This is a genomic window from Myceligenerans crystallogenes (assembly GCF_039529775.1).
In the GTDB taxonomy this organism is placed as follows: Bacteria; Actinomycetota; Actinomycetes; order Actinomycetales; family Cellulomonadaceae; genus Myceligenerans; species Myceligenerans crystallogenes.
Map to the genome: position 1 here is coordinate 282,192 of NZ_BAAANL010000006.1, position 16,924 is coordinate 299,115.

At 71.3% G+C, this 16,924-nt stretch carries 16 protein-coding genes; 9 read left to right on the forward strand and 7 right to left on the reverse strand.

The window, feature by feature from the left end; genetic code table 11:
* Positions 1 to 6 precede the first annotated feature (6 nt).
* A complete protein-coding gene (locus ABD208_RS15825) occupies positions 7 to 333 on the forward strand; it encodes an L-rhamnose mutarotase (protein WP_344104690.1) in 327 nt (108 codons plus the stop codon).
* Positions 330 to 1,199 carry an amidohydrolase family protein gene (locus ABD208_RS15830; RefSeq protein ID WP_344104693.1) on the forward strand — a complete coding sequence of 290 codons (870 nt, stop codon included), beginning with the start codon at positions 330 to 332 and terminating at the stop codon, positions 1,197 to 1,199. The genes ABD208_RS15825 and ABD208_RS15830 overlap by 4 nt, the downstream gene beginning before the upstream one ends.
* A 13-nt stretch (positions 1,200 to 1,212) precedes the next feature.
* Here the strand turns inward: ABD208_RS15830 and ABD208_RS15835 are convergent, their stop codons facing one another.
* Entirely contained in the window at positions 1,213 to 2,349 is a 1,137-nt protein-coding gene (locus tag ABD208_RS15835) for a mandelate racemase/muconate lactonizing enzyme family protein (protein ID WP_344104696.1), read from the reverse strand.
* Between the two features lie 112 nt (positions 2,350 to 2,461).
* Here ABD208_RS15835 and ABD208_RS15840 point away from each other — a divergent pair, with 112 nt between their 5' ends.
* Positions 2,462 to 3,238: a FadR/GntR family transcriptional regulator gene (locus ABD208_RS15840; protein ID WP_344104699.1), complete on the forward strand. Its 777-nt coding sequence runs from the start codon at positions 2,462 to 2,464 to the stop codon at positions 3,236 to 3,238.
* 162 nt (positions 3,239 to 3,400) lie between these two features.
* Complete coding sequence (locus tag ABD208_RS15845; RefSeq protein WP_344104702.1) at positions 3,401 to 5,818, forward strand: RICIN domain-containing protein; 2,418 nt, start codon at positions 3,401 to 3,403, stop codon at positions 5,816 to 5,818.
* 84 nt (positions 5,819 to 5,902) lie between these two features.
* Here the strand turns inward: ABD208_RS15845 and ABD208_RS15850 are convergent, their stop codons facing one another.
* Positions 5,903 to 6,502, reverse strand: a complete 600-nt coding sequence (locus ABD208_RS15850; RefSeq protein WP_344104705.1) for a hypothetical protein — start codon at positions 6,500 to 6,502, stop codon at positions 5,903 to 5,905.
* A gap of 327 nt (positions 6,503 to 6,829) precedes the next feature.
* On the opposite strand from ABD208_RS15850, the gene ABD208_RS15855 reads away from it, so the two are divergent.
* On the forward strand, positions 6,830 to 7,801 hold the full coding sequence (locus ABD208_RS15855) for an ArsR/SmtB family transcription factor (protein WP_344104708.1): 972 nt from the start codon (positions 6,830 to 6,832) through the stop codon (positions 7,799 to 7,801).
* 91 nt (positions 7,802 to 7,892) lie between these two features.
* On the opposite strand, the gene ABD208_RS15860 is transcribed toward ABD208_RS15855, so the two are convergent.
* The 3 genes from ABD208_RS15860 to ABD208_RS15870 form a co-directional block, all read right to left on the reverse strand.
* Entirely contained in the window at positions 7,893 to 9,503 is a 1,611-nt protein-coding gene (locus tag ABD208_RS15860; RefSeq protein ID WP_344104711.1) for a cellulase family glycosylhydrolase, read from the reverse strand.
* 219 nt (positions 9,504 to 9,722) lie between these two features.
* A complete protein-coding gene (locus tag ABD208_RS15865) occupies positions 9,723 to 10,412 on the reverse strand; it encodes a response regulator (protein ID WP_344104714.1) in 690 nt (229 codons plus the stop codon).
* Positions 10,409 to 12,121, reverse strand: a complete 1,713-nt coding sequence (locus ABD208_RS15870; protein WP_344104717.1) for a sensor histidine kinase — start codon at positions 12,119 to 12,121, stop codon at positions 10,409 to 10,411. Before ABD208_RS15870 ends, ABD208_RS15865 begins: the two co-directional genes overlap by 4 nt.
* Before the next feature lie 109 nt (positions 12,122 to 12,230).
* On the opposite strand from ABD208_RS15870, the gene ABD208_RS15875 reads away from it, so the two are divergent.
* The 4 genes from ABD208_RS15875 to ABD208_RS15890 are packed head-to-tail and all read left to right on the forward strand — an operon-like array spanning position 12,231 to position 15,882.
* Positions 12,231 to 13,292 (forward strand): Bug family tripartite tricarboxylate transporter substrate binding protein, encoded by a 1,062-nt coding sequence (locus ABD208_RS15875; protein ID WP_344104719.1) that lies wholly within the window; start codon positions 12,231 to 12,233, stop codon positions 13,290 to 13,292.
* Positions 13,289 to 13,816, forward strand: a complete 528-nt coding sequence (locus ABD208_RS15880; RefSeq protein WP_344104722.1) for a tripartite tricarboxylate transporter TctB family protein — start codon at positions 13,289 to 13,291, stop codon at positions 13,814 to 13,816. Before ABD208_RS15875 ends, ABD208_RS15880 begins: the two co-directional genes overlap by 4 nt.
* A gap of 12 nt (positions 13,817 to 13,828) precedes the next feature.
* Positions 13,829 to 15,415, forward strand: a complete 1,587-nt coding sequence (locus ABD208_RS15885) for a tripartite tricarboxylate transporter permease (protein ID WP_344104724.1) — start codon at positions 13,829 to 13,831, stop codon at positions 15,413 to 15,415.
* Positions 15,412 to 15,882, forward strand: coding sequence for a universal stress protein (locus ABD208_RS15890; RefSeq protein WP_344104726.1), 471 nt, complete (start codon positions 15,412 to 15,414; stop codon positions 15,880 to 15,882). The genes ABD208_RS15885 and ABD208_RS15890 overlap by 4 nt, the downstream gene beginning before the upstream one ends.
* Before the next feature lie 10 nt (positions 15,883 to 15,892).
* Here ABD208_RS15890 and ABD208_RS15895 read toward each other — a convergent pair whose 3' ends face one another.
* A complete protein-coding gene (locus ABD208_RS15895; RefSeq protein WP_344104821.1) occupies positions 15,893 to 16,198 on the reverse strand; it encodes a metal-sulfur cluster assembly factor in 306 nt (101 codons plus the stop codon).
* Positions 16,199 to 16,353: 155 nt separating this feature from the next.
* Complete coding sequence (gene sufU / locus ABD208_RS15900; RefSeq protein WP_344104728.1) at positions 16,354 to 16,845, reverse strand: Fe-S cluster assembly sulfur transfer protein SufU; 492 nt, start codon at positions 16,843 to 16,845, stop codon at positions 16,354 to 16,356.
* Positions 16,846 to 16,924: the final 79 nt, after the last annotated feature.

The window sequence follows — 16,924 nt, forward strand, 5'->3', positions numbered from 1 at the left end:
GTGACCGTGCAACGCTTCGCATTCGTCGTGGACGTGGTACCCGAACGCCGGGAGGAGTACCTGCGGCTGCACGCCGCGGTCTGGCCGGAGATCGAGGCGGCGCTGTCCGCGCACCACGTCACCAACTACTCGATCTTCCTGATCGAGGACACCCTGTTCGGCTACTACGAGTACACGGGCGACGACTACCAGGCCGACCTGGCCGCGGTGGACGCCGACCCGGTCACCAAGGAATGGCTCGCCCGCACCGACCCGTGCCAGGTCGCCTTCGGGCGCGACGCCCGGCCCGGCGACGGCTGGCGGCGGCTCACGGAGGTCTGGCACCTGGCATGAGGCAGATCCTGGACGCCCACCTGCACGTGTGGGAACGCGCGAGGCATCCGCAGCCCTGGATCGACCCGCGCACGATGGCGGCCATCGACAGGGACTTCCCCCCGGCCTCGGCCGCGGCCGAGCTGAGCCGGAACGACGTGGGCGGCTCCGTCGTGGTGCAGGCCGTCAACGACCTCACGGAGACGGTCGACCTCCTGTCCGGCACCCGGGACCTGGACGCCGTGGCCGGGGTGGTCGGCTGGATCGACCTCACCGGTGACGTGGACGCGCAGGTCACCATGCTGCGGTCGGGACCGGGGGGCGAGAAGCTCGTCGGGGTCCGGCACGTCACGTTCGCCGAGGAGGACGAACGCTGGCTCTCGCGGGCCGACGTCGGCCACGGGCTGGACGCCCTCGCTCGGCTCGGGCTGACGTTCGACGTCCTGGTGGGCCACCACCAGCTGGCCCAGGTCGCCGACGTCGTGGGCGACCACCCGCGGACCGCCTTCGTCCTGGACCATCTGGGGAAGGTGCCGCTGCGCGGCACGGAGCTGGTCGACTGGGCGGCGGACCTCGCCCTGGTCGCGCGCCGGCCGAACGTCGTCGCCAAGGTCTCCGGGCTGGTGACCGAGGACGAGGCGGGCCGCTGGTCCACCGAGCGGCTGCGCCCCGTCGTCCGCCACGCGCTGCGCACCTTCGGTCCCGGACGCCTGCTCTACGGCTCGGACTGGCCGCTCGCTGAGCTCGAGGGCGGTTACGGGGCATGGCTGCGGGCCTACCTCGAGCTCACCGGTCACCTCCCGGCGGCCGACCAGGCCGCCGTCGACGGACGGAACGCCGCCCGGATCTACGGGATCTCGCGACGACCGGGACGCCGTCCTCGCTGACGAGGCGCCGGGCTCACTCCGCGACCAGGCGCAGGCCGGCGCGGGCGGGCCGGACGTGCGGGCCGTCCGCCCGGGACCACGCCTCGCGGACGCGCACCGTGGCGATCCGCTCCTCGTCGATCGAGAGACCGTTGCCCGGCTCGTCACCGAGGACGACGCCGCCGTCGGCCACCTCGTGATCGGTGCGCAGACCGATGGGATCGGTCAGGCTCTGCAGCTCGACCGCGAGGTGGTTCGGGACGGCGGCGACGGCGTGCCAGACAGGGCTGGCGAGCGAGCCCACGGGGCTGACGGAGAGGTCGTGCGCGTGAGCCACGACGGCGACGCGGAGGAAGTGCGTCACCCCCCACATGCTGCCCACCTGCACGATGTCGACGGCACCTGCGGCCAGCAGAGGCCGCAGCTGCTCGAGTCCGGTCAGGTTCTCGCCGGTCGCGACGGCGGCGCGGACCGAGCGCGTGAGCATCGCCATCCCCTCGGCGTCCCAGCGGCGCAGCGGCTCCTCGACCCACGTGAGATCGAGCTCGCGCTCGAGCTCACTGATGTGCCGGACCGCCTGCTTACGGCTCCACGACTCGTTCACGTCGAGCATCAGCGCAGGTCTCGCGGTGTTCCGCCGGAACAGATCCCGGACGAGGCGCAATCGGGCGGCGTCGCGGTTGAGATCGAGGCCGCCCTTGATCTTCACGCTCGTGAAGCCCCGATCGAGCCAGCCCTGGAACAGCGCCTCGAGGTCCTCGTCCGGGACGGCGACCTCGAGAGCGGAGGCGTAGGCAGGGACGAAGCGGTCGGCGGCACCGAGCGTGCGCCAGAGAGGCTCCTCGGCCATCTTGGCCTTCAGGTCCCACAGCGCCATGTCGAACGCCCCGACCCCGCCGAAGGTCGCGCCCGCGTGCCCGCTCTTGAAGACGTGGGCCAGCATGCGGTCGTGGAGCGCCGAGGTGGCCCGCGGGTCCTGGCCCTCGAGGGCGGGGAAGAGACGGTCCAGGTCCGCGTGCGAGCCCACGCCGACCCCGAGCAGCCCGCCGTCGGTCTCGAGCACGACGACGGGCACCTCGGTGATCCCGTCGTCGATGAGACCGTTGGCGTCCCCCACGGGGCGCCCCCACTCCTGGAGCGTGGTGAGCGTGCGGAAGCCAGTGATCTTCATGGTTGGTGTCCTTGAGCCCGGGCCCGTCACCGGGCAACGGCGCCGCCATGGCGCCCTAAACAGCATACATCACATGTCTGCTGATCGCCGTCCGCTTGGTTATAGTCCCCTCATGAGGGGACACGCCGGCACTGACGACGAGACGACCGGGGTGCTGTCGCTGCCCCTGCGGACCCCGGCCAAGCGGCTCGGGGTGGCCGTGGTCGAGGCACTGGTGGACCTGATCGTGTCCGGGGAGTTCGAACCCGGCGACACCCTCCCGCCGGAGCTGCCCCTCAGCCGGCAGTTCGGCGTGAGCCGGACCGTGCTGCGGGAGTCCGTCAAGAGGCTCGAGGAGAAGGGTCTCGTGACCGTCAGCCAGGGCCGCGGCACGGTCATCCAGCCCACCCGGTCCTGGAACATGCTCGACCGCGTGGTGCTCGAGTCGCTGATCGCCCACGATCGCTCGCTCGGCGTCCTCGACGAGCTCACGGTGGTCAGGGCACAGCTGGAGTCCGCGATGGCACGGGAGACGGCGACCATGCGCTCGCGCTCCGAGCTCGACGCGCTGCGGGACGCGCTGGAGGAGATGCGGACCTCCCTCGCCGACACCCCCCGATTCCAGGCCGCCGACGTGACCTTCCACGAGACGGTGATGGCCTTGTCGCGCAACCGCCTCGCGGAGAGCATCGCGCGATCGCTGTTCGAGCGGGCACGGGAGAGCAGCCGGTACTCGATCGACGTGCCGGCGGCGATCCACGAGCAAACCCTCCGGGAGCACGAGCAGATCTTCGACGCCATCGCGGCGGGTTCCGGCGACGAGGCCGCGTCGAGCATGCTCTCGCACATCGTGGACGCCTGGACCCGCCGCCGGCCGGCCGACCACCGCGGGACGAAGTCCGCCAGATAGGAACATCGCACGATCCGACGGCTCCGACGTCCGATCCGAACAAAGAACATACATCATACGACCTATTGAGTTCGGGCCGAAGATGAGATGTACTACCTTTGCCGGCTCGGAGCGAGTGAGCCGTGCGAGCACCCTCAGACAACGATGTTCGGAGGAACTCAGATGAATCGCGCGCCTCGGCGCCTCGCGACCGTCCTCGCGGTCACGGCGCTGGTATGGGGATCGACGCTCGCGAGCCCAGCTCTCGCCGCCGTCGCCGCAACCACCACCTACTACGCCTCGCCCGGCGGCAGCGGAACCAGCTGCACCGCGAGCGCACCGTGCTCGATCTCGCAGGTCAAGACCACGGTCAGGCAGAACCAGAGCTCCGCGTCACCCACCGATGTGGTGGTCGTGCTCGCCGGGGGCCGCTACCAGCTCTCCGCACCACTGAGCTTCACCGCCGCCGACGGCGGGCGCGCCGGCACGACCGTGCGCTGGACGGCCGCCCCGGGCGAGACCCCCGTCCTGACCGGCTCGACGCCGGTCACGGGATGGAGCTCGTACGACTCGGCGAAGAACATCTGGGTCGCCCCGACGCCCGCCGGCGTCGACACCCGGGACCTCTTCGTCGACGGCGTCGCCTCACCGCGCGCCGCGGTGAACATCGCGCGCAGCGACATCCAGATGACCGCCACCGGCTTCACCATCAGGAACTCGGCGCTCAACTACCTCGCGGGCCTGCCGCAGAAGAACCGGATCGAGCTGCGCTCCATCGGGCACTTCACCGACCGGTACTCGCCGGTCTCGAGCATCAACGGCACCACGGCGACGATGACGCAGCCCGCGTGGAACAACAACCTCTGGGGGTACGACACCATGCAGGCCCCGATCTTCGGCGGCCACGGGCTGAGCCTCGAGAACTCCCTCGCGTTCGTCTCCCAGGCGGGTCACTGGTACATCGATCCCTCGGCCGGGCGCCTGTACCTCAAGCCCGCGAACGGCGTGCACCCGTCGTCGCTGGACGTGCAGCTCCCGCGGCTCGAGAGGCTCGTCGACATCAGCGGCAGCTACTCGGACCCGGTCCGCAACCTCACCTTCGAGGGCCTCCGGTTCTCGGGAACGAGCTGGCTCGCGCCGTCGGGCCCCGACGGCTACGCCGTGCAGCAGACCGGTGCCTACCTCGCCGGCTCCTACTCGTACTACCCCTCCGACGCCCTCACGAGCTGCTCCCAGGGCTGCAGGGCCTTCGAGCGGGCCCGCGCGACGTGGCGGCAGTCGCCGGCGGCCGTCCAGGTCTCCGCGGCGACGGGGGTCGCGTTCCTGCGCAACACGTTCGTGAACCTCGGCCAGACCGCGCTCGGGATCGGCAACGACGCCAGCGCGCACGCGAGCGGCGTAGGTCTGGGTGCGTCGGACATCGACGTCGTCGGGAACGTGTTCACCCAGCTCGGCGGAGGAGCCGTCGTCGCGGGCGGGGTCCGGGCCGACGCCCACCACCCGAGCAACCCGGCCATGACCAACTCGGACATCCTCCTCCAGGGCAACACCGTCACGAAGACCTCCTTCACCTACCGGGAGAACTCCGGTCTCCTGTCGACCTACGTCGACAACGCGCGCATCCTGCAGAACGAGGTCTTCGACCTCCCCTACGACGCGATCGACATCGGCTTCGGCTGGGGCATGAACGACGCCGGCGGGTCCCAGGACTACGTCGACCGCGGGTACTACGAGTACAACCCGAAGTACTCGACCCCCACGACGTTCAAGAACAACCTCGTGGCGAACAACAAGGTGCACGACACGAAGAAGGTCTTCAGCGACGGCGGCGGCATCTACTCGCTCTCCGCCTCGCCGGGCACCGTGATCCGCGAGAACTACCTGTACAACCTGCGGAACACGGTCGGGCTGTACCTGGACGAGGGATCGCGGTACATCACCGCGACGAACAACGTGCTCCGCGACACGAACCCCTGGGTCTTCGCGAACACGGGCGCGACCCGCACCACGAGGGACAACACCGTCGACAGCACGTGGCACATGGGCGGGGTGACGCAGGGCGACTTCACGAGTGCGACGAACAACCGCATCACGAACGACCACACCGTGTCCGGTTCGACCTGGCCGGCCCAGGCGCAGGCGATCATCTGCGCCGCCGGCGTGCCCGACGCGTACCGCACGCCGCTCAACACCCCCGGGTGCGGGACGCAGGGCGGCGGCACGGAACTCGTCGGAGCGGCGTCCGGGCGCTGCCTGGACGTGCCGAGCGCGAGCACCGAGAACGGCACCCAGGTCACCCTGTGGGACTGCAACGGCCAGAGCAACCAGAGCTGGACCTACACCTCGGACAAGCGGCTGGTGGTGTACGGGAACAAGTGCCTCGACGCCGACGACCAGGGCACCACCAACGGCACCGCCGCGATCATCTGGGACTGCAACGGTCAGCCCAACCAGCAGTGGAACCTCAACTCCAACGGCACGATCACCGGCGTCCAGTCCGGGCTGTGCCTCGACGCCAGCGAGTACGGCACCGCCAACGGCACCAGGATCCACCTGTGGGCCTGCCACGGCGGGACCAACCAGCAGTGGACCCGCAGGTGAGCCGGCCCTGAGCTGATGTGCCACCGGGCACGTCTCGCGAAGCCGTGCCCGGCCCTGTCAGGGCCGGGCACGGTGGACGCTAGGTCAGCACGGGTCGACCGCGCTCGCTCGGTCCGTCTTGGTGGCCCCGACATAGCTCGACGACGACGGCGCGAAGCTCGTCCAGAGCCCCGGCCCCTCGTCGTAGTCCCAGACCCGGGTCGCCGCGTTACCCGACTGGTTGTTGTGGTACGAGGTGGTGATGTTGTCGAACCCGTAGTCCCCCAGGTCCTCGATGTACTCGCACGAGTACAACGCGAGTCGCGGGTAGCCCCAGTCGATGTCGTCGTAGAGGCACGTGTGCAGGTACGGGCAGTCCCGAGTGCCTGCGGCCGCGAGGGCCGACGCCGTCCTCTGTCCAGGGAGCGGGAGAGTGAGGACCACGTCGCCGTCCTCCCACGCGACCTCGTTGACGCTGATCTGCTGTCCGCCGGGGTGCTTGCGGAGGATCGAGTCGATGTCGCTCTGGAGCTCGGCGCGCGCGGCGTCCGACAGCTCGACGCCGGCCGAGTACTCCCGGTCGTCACGCGGCTCCACGGCGTCCGCGGCGGCGATGTTCCCGAACAGCGCGGCCACGAGCGTCAGCACCGCGAGTACCGCACCGACTGCGGTCGCCCGAGGCCGGGAGATCGTTGAAGAGTGCATGTCATGCCTCCTTCAGGGCACGTCCGGACGGATTCTCACCCGCCCGGGTGACCCGATCAGGTCACCGCTGACGACCGTAGGAAGTGGCGGATCCGTGAGACATGCGGTTCGGCGAACACCTGAGGGTTCGACTTCCCGCGAATGTCCTTGCGCCTGACAGGCCCCGGTGTCATCGCTGCTCAGCGGTTGGCTCCGGATCGATGACACATGTCATGGCAGCCGGTGACACACCCCCGCGACGCGTGGAGATCTGGCACTACGACGACGCCGTCGGCGACCCCACAGTGAGACGTGGAACTGCACCGCACCCCATGACGGAGGCAGGCAATGCTGCGAATCCATCTCTCGCCCGAGGATCTCGGCCGGGTACGACTGGCCGCCGCACCCGACCCGCTGGTCGAGATGCGGCTGAGCGCCCAGATCATCAACGGCGCCGACGTTCCCCGGCACCTGCGGAGGTGGCGGGCCGAAACCCTTCGCACCATGCCGCGCGAGGCGCTGCCGTACCTCCACCTCGTACCGCCCGAGGGCTACTGCCCGGAATTCCTGACGCCGGCGAACGGCTCCGTCGGGCTCGAGACGGGCCTCAAGACCGTGGTGCTGACGCCACCCCGCCGGATCGGCGCCGAACTGGCACGCCTCGACGTACGGAAGCACGCCTCGGGATGGACCCGCGATCTCGGCGAGGGTTCGAACCAGGCGCTCGCCGTTCTCCGGGCAAGCATGTCGGCGTACTTCGCCCACGCCGTCGCGCCGGAATGGGACCTTGTCCGGCGCACCGTCACGGGCGATCTCGCGAGACGAAACCGCGCCTTGTCCGACCAGGGCGCCGCCCATCTCCTGACGACGCTGCACCCGGGCTCCGGCTGGGTGGCACCGACCCTCGCCATCCCGCAGGGCGATGACGCCGACATGCACCTGACAGGTGCCGGCCTGCGCATCGCCCCGTCGTACTTCGGCACACCGGCGCCCGTCGTCACCGGCAACTCCTCCGGGCCGCTGACCGTCGTCGTGCCCGCCGCGCCGGATCGGGCGCCCACCGGCACCGGGACATGCGGCGACGCCCTCTCCACGCTCGTCGGGCGCACCCGCGCGACGGTGCTGCGGGAACTCGCCACGGCAGCACTGACCACGACGGCGCTCGCGAAACGGCTGTCGATCGCCACAGCCTCGGTGTCGGAACACGTGTCGGCCCTGCGCGGAGCGGGCCTGGTCGATTCCCGGCGCGACGGCCGGCAGGTGATCCACGAGATCACAGCTCTCGGCTACGAGATGCTCTCGACCGCAGGCCCGCGATGAACATGACGCCACCGCGCGTCGGTCGCCGCCGCGCGGGACGCCGGGCGGCGTCGGTCCCGTCCAGGGGCCGGCGCCGTCCGGCGTCCCCGGGTCAGCGGAACGTCCAGCGCTGGTTGCTGCCGCCGTTGCAGGCCCAGAGGATGATCTGGGTGCCGTTGACGGTGGCGGCGCCGTTGGCGTCGAGGCAGCGAGAGTTGTGGGCGTTCGTGATGGTGCCGTTCGTGTTCACGTTCCAGCGCTGGTTCGCGCCGCCCGTGCAGTCCCAGATCGCCGCCTTGGTGCCGTCGGCCGTGCCCCAGCCCGCGGCCTCGAGGCACTTGCCGTTGACCTTCAGCTCACCCGCGGAGGTGCGGGTGAACGACTGGTTCGACGCGCGGTTGCAGTCCCAGAGCTGCGCCTGCGTCCCGTTCGTCGTCGAGGAGCTCGGGATGTCCAGGCAGCGGTTCGACGCCGCACCGACGATCGCCGTCGAGCCGGACGGGCTCGTGCCGCCGAGGCCGGCCATGATGGCGTCGATGATGCCCTGCTGGGTCACGGTGCCGGCGGATCGGTCGAACAGCCCGAACCCGTACTGCCCGTTGTAGCCGTTGTCCCAGTAGATGGTGCTGGCCCCGTACTTCTTCGCCGTGGCGACCAGCGTGCGCGCGAAGTCCTGCCGGTACCGGTTGTTCGCCGAGTCGTACGAGGACTTGTCGATCGCGCCGTACTCGCCGACGACGACCGGGTATCCGCGCGTGACGAACTTGTCATAGGTCTTCTTCAGCTGCGATTCCAGGTAGTCCTCCTGCCCCCAGGTGGACTTCTTCGACGCATTGGTCGCGCCCGCCCCCCACTGGGTGATGTTGCCGTTCTCCTCTCCGGCGAAGTCCCACGGGGAGTAGTAGTGAACGGAGATCATCAGCCGCTGCTCGTCGCCCGGAACGGACGAGGACCGGTGGTTGTCCGTCGGGATCACGAAGCCGTGGTCCCCGGCGGTGTAGTCGATGTTCGTGTTCCACCCCGGGACGAGCAGCCACCTCGAGCCGTTGTTGCCCCCGGCCTGCCGCACGGTGTCCACGAAGATCTGGTTGTAGCTGTTGATGTTCGAGTAGCAGGGCTGAGTGGGGTTGCCGTACTGCCCGTCGAAGTTCTCGTTCATCGACTCGAGGATCAGGCGCTGGTCGTAGGCCTGGAACCGGGTGGCGATCTGCTGCCACACCTTCTGGTACTTGGCCCTGATCGCCGCCTGATCGGCCGCGTCGCAGATGAGCCAGGCACCGTTGACGCTCTTGTAGCCGTCGCCGTGCATGTTGATCACCACGTACATGCCCCGGTTGTAGGCGTAGTCGACGACCTGCTGGATCCTGTTCAGCCATGCGGCGTCGATCGTGTGGTTCGGGCCGGAACCTATCGCGTTCAGGTAGGAGACGGGGATCCGGATCGTCTTGAACCCCGCCGCGCGCACCTTGTCGATCTGAGCCTGGGTCACGGTCGGGTTGTTCCACGCGGTCTCGCTCGGGTAGCCGTTGGAGTTGGCCTCCAGGCTGTTCCCGAGGTTCCAGCCCGCGCCCATGTCGGCGACGATCTGAGAGGCGTCCAGCTGACTCACGGTGTCGGCCGAGGCCCGGGTCGTCCAGCCGGTGGCGGACAGGCCGACCGCCACCATCGCGGCGACAAGGCACGTGGTCAGCGTTCTGAGAGGTGCTCGTCTCGCAAGGGGCATCGTTGCTCCTTTCGTCGAGTGCGCTCCGTCGCGCACGAGTGCATCGGCTTCGACGGACCTTTCCCTCGAAGCGCTTCAATACGGTATTGCTCCCGCCCGGACGCGCGCAAGCCCTGAAGTTCGCGGACTGAGGCCAGATGGAGACTTCCGACACGCCATCGAGCGTCGAATCCTCATCGAAGCGCTTCGGTAGTCGAACCGGCCAACCTCGACGACGGCTCAGCTCAGCCGGTAGCGCCTCTCGGGCCGCCCCGCGGTGCCGTACCTGAGGCGCACCGCGGCGCGGCCCGACGTCGCGAAGTGCTCCAGGTAGCGGCGCGCGCTCACCCGGCTGACACCGACGGCGTCCGCGCACTCGGTGGCGCTGAGCTCGGCACCGCCCGCGAGCGCGGCCAGCACGGCGTCGGCCGTCTCCGGACTGAGTCCCTTGGGCAGGGGGGCGCGCGGTCCGGTGCCCTGCGGCGGCCGTGCGAAGACGGCGTCGATGTCGGCCTGGAGCTCGGTCTGGTCGACGTCGTCGTCCAGACCGTCCAGGGCCTGCCGGGTGCGGAGGAACGCCTCCAGCCGGACGGCCAGGTCCTCCGGCGCGAACGGCTTGACGAGGTAGTGCGCCGCCCCGCCGGCGACGGCGGCGCGGACGGTGTCCGCCTCCCGGGCCGCGGTGACGACGAGGACCCCGACGTCGTGCCCCGCTGCCCGCAGCCTGCGCAGCACCTCGATACCGCTCACGTCGGGCAGGTGCACGTCCAGCAGGACGAGGTCGGGTCGCAGGCGGTCGACGGAGGCGAGCGCGTCGGCGCCGGTGTGCGCCTCGCCCACCACGCGGAACCCCGGCACCCGCTCCACGAAGCGCCGGTGGATGGAGGCGACCATGAAGTCGTCGTCCACGACGAGCACGTCCAGGCTCATGGCGGTCCAACCCCCTCGTCGGTCACGATGCCGTGTGGCAGCCGCGCGGTGAATTCCGCGCCACCCAGCGAGTCATCATCTCGCACCGTGACGCCGCCCCCGCGGCGCCGGGCCAGGACGTGCACGATCGCGAGCCCGACGCCGTGACCGGCGGTTCCGGCGGGTTTGGTGCTCCAGCCCCGCCGGAAGATGGCGTCCACCTGCTCGGGCGCCACACCGGGGCCGCTGTCCGCGACCTCGACGACGACGTCCTCCCCGGGGCCCGGGACCGCGAGCCGGACGCGCACCCGCGCCGGGCGGTCACCGCCGCCGCGGGCGGAACCCGCCGACGACCCTGCCGCCGCCGCGTCGACGGCATTGTCCACGAGGTTGCCGAGCACGGTGCCGACGTCGGCGGACAGGTCCGGGTCGAGGCGCGGCAGCGCGCTGCCCGGGTCGACGACGAGCTCCACGTGACGCTCGTCCGCGAGGGTCGCCTTGGCGATGAGCAGCGCCGCCACCGCCGGGTCGGCGACATGCGCGGTGACGACGTCGCTGAGGTCCGCCCGCCGCCGCGTGAGCCGGTCGACGAAGCGGCCCACCTCGTCGTACTCCCCGAGGTGGATGAGCCCGCGGACGGTGTGCAGGTGGTTGCCGAACTCGTGCGTCTGCGCGCGCAAGGTCTCGGTGACGCTCTCGCGCGCGTGCAGCTCGCTCTGCAGCGCCAGCAGCTCGGTGCGGTCGCGCAGCGTGGTCACCGTGCCCGCCGGGCGCCCGTCGTGCAGCACCCGGCGGCGGTTGAGCACCAGCACCGTGTCGCCCGCGACGAGCACGGCGTCGTGCACCTCGTCCGTGCCGCGCAGCAACTCGAGGACGGCGGGGTCGAGCCCCAGCTCCTCCAGCCGGCGGCCGGTGGGGTCGGGGGTATCGGCGGGCAGGCCCAGCAGCTCGCGGGCGCTGTCGCTCACCAGGCTCACGCGGCCGTCGTCGCCCACGACGACGACTCCCTCGCGGATCGACCGCAGCACCCCCTCCCGGTGGTCCGCGAGCGCCGCGATCTGCGCCGGCTCCAGGCCGCGTGTGCGCCGCTTGACCAGGCGGGCGAGCAGCCACGACCCGGCGGCCGCGAGGGCGGTGCCGATGCCGAGCACCACGAGCACCTCGCCGCCGGCGCTCGAGAGCCGCTCGGTCAGCGGCGGGTACGGGTCGGCCAGCACGACGACGGCCACGGGCCGCGGGGCGCTCCGCTCGGGTGCGGGTTCGCCCGCGCCGTAGACGGGTACCCATGCCGCGATCGAACGGCCCGCGACGTCCGCCACGTCGCCGCTGCCGGCGCGCGTGGCGGCGTCGTCGGGCAGGTCGAGCCGCTCTCCCGTCCGCGTCGGGTCGGTGGCCACCAGGATGTACCCGTCGAGGTCGGTGAGGTAGGCGTTGCGGGCGTCGACGTACGCCGCACGGGTCTGCAGGTAGAAGGTGAGCGCCCGGGTGTCGGGCGCCTCGGAGGAGAGGGTCTCCGGCACCGCCGGGATGCCGGCGAGCCCTTCGGCCGCCACCTCGAGCCGGTCCGCGCGGTCGTCGCGGAACGCGGCGTCCGCCTGCCCCAGGAAGACGACGGCGGCCGCCCCGACGACCACGAGCAGCACGGCGAGCTGCAGCGCCAGCACCTGCCCGCCGAGGGTGAGGGGGCGGGGGCGGACGGGACGCCCGGTGGGCCGACCGTGTGACCGCAAGTTCCACAACCTCCTTTGGTTACCCAATGATGACGCGCCCGGCGGGCGTCTGTGACGATGACGCGGGGGCACAGCCGCCCCGCAGCACCAACCAGTCTGGAGGAACCCGATGTCGCCGACGACATCCGTCCCCCCGAGCCGCGCGCCCGAGCCCCCGCGATCCGGCCGCGCCGGCAGCACCCGCCGCCGTGGCGCCCGCGTGGCCCTTGCCGCCGCGTTCGCCGCCGCCCTGGTCGCCGTCGCCGCCGGATGCGGCGTCACGCGCGGCGACGATTCCGCGGACCTCGACATGTGGATCCCGAACAGCCCGGGTGGCGGGTACGACCAGACCGGGCGCGCGGCCGTCGGCGTCCTCGACCGCGACGGGATCACCGGCGGCGACATCCAGGTGACGAACATCCTGGGCGCGGGCGGCTCGGTCGCGATGTCGCGGCTCATGGGCGAGGCGGGGAACGAGCGGCTCATGATGACGCTGGGCCTCGGCGTGGTCGGGTCCACGTACTCGTTCGGTGTGGACGCCCGTCCGCACGACGCGACGCCGCTGGCCCAGCTCATCGAGGAGCAGGAGGGCGTGCTCGTGCCGGCCGGCTCCCCGTTCCGCACGATCGACGACCTCGTGGCGGCGTGGCGGGAGGACCCGGGAACGGTGGTGGTGGGTGGCGGCTCGTCCCCGGGCGGCCCCGACCACCTGTTCCCGATGCAGCTCGCCAAGGCGGTCGACGTCGACCCGAAGGACGTGCGGTACGTGTCCTACGACGGCGGCGGCCCCCTGACCAGTGCCCTGCTGGGGAACAAGATCCAGGTGGGCTTCTCCGGCCTCGCCGAGTTCGAGGGACAGATCGCCGCGGGCGAGCTGCGGGTGCTGGCCGTCTCCGGCGAGGAGCGCCTGACCGGCGACCCCCTTGCCGGCATCCCGACGCTCACCGAGTCCGGCATCGACCTCGTGTTCACCAACTGGCGCGGCGTCGTCGCCCCGCCCGGTATCAGCGAGGAACGCCGCGACGAGCTCGTCGACCACCTCACCCGCATGCACGACTCGCCCGAGTGGGAGCAGGCCCTGGCCGACAACGGCTGGACGGACGCCTTCGTCACCGGCGACGACTTCGAGCAGTTCCTGCGCGAGCAGGACGAGCGGGTGTCGACCACCCTGAAGGAGCTGAATCTGCTGTGAGCACCGAGGTGGAGATCCCCGGGGCAGGGGCCGTGGACCACGGGCCGCGCGTCGACACCGCCCAGTACGGGCTGGCCGCCGTGCTGCTCGTCGTCGGCGCGTACACCGTGTACGACGCCACGACCCTGGAGGTCGGGTTCGCCGACCCCGTGGGTCCGCGCATCTTCCCGTTCGTCATCGGCGCGGGGCTCGTCGTCACGAGCATGCTGCTGGCCGTGGCGACGGCACGCGGCTCGCGCCCCGAGCCGGAGGCCGGCGAGGACGTCGATGTCACCACGCCCGCGGACTGGCCCACGGTGCTGAAGCTGGTCGGCGTCATCCTGCTGACCATCGCGACCGTCACCTGGCTCGGCTGGGCGCTGTCCGGCGCGATCCTCTTCGCGGGCGGGGCCTGGGCGCTCGGCAGCCGCACGCTGATCCGGGACGTCCTGGTGGGTCTTCTGCTCGCGGTGGGTAGCTGGTACGGCTTCGTCGTCGGGCTGGGCATCCCGCTCACCCCCGGCGTCCTCGACGGAATCCTGTGAGGCGGTGACCTGATGGAGAACCTCGGACTGCTGTGGGACGGCCTCGGCGCCGCTCTCACCCCCATGAACCTCCTGTACGCCGCGGTGGGCGTGCTGCTCGGCACGTTCGTCGGCGTGCTGCCCGGCATCGGGCCGGCGATGGCGATCGCCCTGCTGCTGCCGGTGACGTTCGGGCTGGAGCCCACGCAGGCGTTCATCATGTTCGCCGGGCTGTACTACGGCGGCATGTACGGCGGGTCGACGACGTCGATCCTGCTCAACACACCCGGCGAGTCGGCGTCCGTGATGACGGCGCTCGAGGGCAACCTCATGGCCCGGGCCGGGCGGGGCGCGCAGGCGCTGGCGACCGCCGCCGTCGGGTCGTTCGTCGCCGGGACGATCGGCACGCTGCTCGTCGCGATGTTCGCACCCGCGCTGGCCGACGTCGCCGTCGAGATCGGCGCGCCGTCGTACTTCGCGCTCATGGTGCTGGCGCTGGTCATGACCGCGACCGTGCTGGGGGCAAGCCCGCTGCGCGGGCTGCTCGCCCTGTTCGCGGGCCTGACGATCGGCCTCGTGGGGCTGGACCTCAACACCGGCCAGCCGCGCCTGACGTTCGGCGTCACCCAGCTCGTGGACCGCCTCGACATCGTGGTGGTGGCCGTGGGCATCTTCGCCCTCGGCGAGGCCCTGTGGGTCGCGGCGCACCTGCGCCGCAGGCCGGTGCGGGTCGTACCGGTCGGGCAGCCCTGGCTCGGCCGCGAGGACCTGCGCCGCTCGTGGCGGCCGTGGCTGCGCGGCACCGCGTACGGGTTCCCGTTCGGCGCGCTGCCGGCGGGCGGCGCCGAGCTGCCGACGTTCCTGTCGTACCTCACCGAGCGCAGGCTGGCGAAGCGATCGAGCGCGAGGGGCCGCGGCCGGGACGAGTTCGGCCGGGGCGCCATCGAGGGTGTCGCCGGCCCCGAGGCCGCCAACAACGCGTCGGCTGCGGGCATGCTCGTGCCGATGCTCGCGCTCGGCCTGCCCGTGACGGCGACGGCGTCGGTGATGCTGTCCGCGCTGCAGGGCTACGGCATCCAGCCCGGCCCGCAGCTCATGACCGAGCACGCCGACATGGTGTGGACACTGCTGGCGAGCCTGCTGATCGGCAACCTCCTGCTGCTCGTCCTCAACCTGCCGCTCGCGCCGCTGTGGGCCCGGCTGCTGCGCATCCCGCGCCCCCAGCTCTACGCCGGCATCCTCTTCTTCGCCGGTCTCGGCGCCTACGCCACGAACCTCGACCCGTTCGACATCGGCCTGCTGCTGGTCTTCGGCCTGCTCGGCCTCGCGATGCGGCGGTTCGGACTGCCGGTGCTACCGCTCATCCTCGGCGTCATCCTGGGCCCGCTCGTGGAGACGAAGCTGCGCGAGGCGCTCACCATCTCGGGCGGCGACCCCGCGATCCTGTGGAGCGAGCCACTGGCGATCGCCATCTACGCGGTTCTGCTCCTGGTGCTCGTGACCCGCCGCCTCCTGTCGCGGTGGCGGTCGCGGACGGAGTCGCGGATGGCCGCGGAGGCCGCCGCGGACGTGCGGGACGACGACGGCGCCGCCGTCGGGACGGAAGGAGACCAGCGGTGACGAACGACACGCGGCACCAGGGCACGGGGCCTCACGAGCACACGGGGCCGGACCGGGACACCGCCGACGGCTGGGTGGTCGTCGCATGGACCCCCGACGAGTTCGGCGAGGCCGCCCTGGAGCACGGCCTCGCCTGGGCCCGCGAGGGCGGGCGCGGCGTCGCCGTGGTCAACGGCACCCGCGGGGACGCTCTCGTGGACGAACGCTTCGCGCCGCCCGCCGGCCTCGCCGGCCTCGCGGACCGGCTGCGGAGCACCGGTCTGCCGCACGTCGTGCGGCAGGAGGTGGGACCGGACGTCGCGGACCAGGTGCTCGACGTCGCCGACGAGCTGTCCGCGCGGCTCGTCGTCGGGCTACGGCACCGCAGCCCGGTGGGCAAGCTGCTCATGGGCTCCGTGGCGCAGCGGATCCTCCTGACCGCCGAGTGCCCCGTGCTCGCCGTCAAGCCCGGGTCGCGGCCCGCCTGAGCGCGAAGCCCTAGACGTTGAACCCCAGCATCCGGAGCTGTTCCTTGCCGTCGTCCGTGATCTTCTCCGGGCCCCACGGCGGCATCCAGACCCAATTAATCCTGTGACCAGTCACGATGCCCTCCAGGGCCTGCGATGCCTGGTCCTCGATGACGTCCGTCAGCGGGCAGGCCGCCGACGTGAGGGTCATGTCGATCGTCGCGAAGCTGTTCTGGTCGAGCTGCACGCCGTAGACGAGGCCCAGGTCGACGACGTTGATCCCCAGCTCGGGGTCGATCACGTCGCGCAGGGCCTCCTCGACGTCGGCCACGTTCACGGGGGCCGACGACGTCGCCGCCGGCGTCGTCCCCTCGGCCTCCGCGGACGCCGCCGCGCGGGCCGCGACGGCTGCCTCGGCCTGCTCCGCCAGCGTGAGCTGCGGAGCCTCTTGTTCGACTTCGGTAGTGGTTCCCTCGGTCACCGTTCTTCTCCTCAATCCGAAGTGACGGCAGCGCCGCTGCGCGCCAGCGAGTCCTTGAGCGCCGCCCAGCCGAGCAGTGCGCACTTGATGCGGGCGGGGTACTTCGACACGCCGGTGAAGGCGGTCGCATCGCCGAGGTCGTCCTCGGCCGCGTCGTCGTCCAGTCCCTTGCCGCGGGAGTTCATCAGGTCGTGGAAGAGGGCGTCGAGGCGCGCGACCTCGGCCAGCGGCTGGTCGCTGACCAGGTCCGTCAGCACGGAGACGGACGCCTGCGAGATGGAGCAGCCCTGTCCCTCCCAGGACACGCCGCCGATCCGCGCGGGCGCGCCGTCCTTCGCGGGGACGACGTCGACCCGCAGGGTGACCTCGTCGCCGCAGGTGGGGTTCACCTGGTGCGACTCCCCCGACAGGTGCTCGTCGATCACGGCGACGAGCCCCCGGCCCACCGGGCGCTTCGCGTGATCCAGGATCACCTGCTGGTACATCTGCTCGAGCGAGCTCACGCCCTGCTCCCTTCCCAAGTCCTCAGCCCCAGCCTATGCCCGGGCACGGTCGGTCCGATGAGGTTGACGGTCGGTCCGA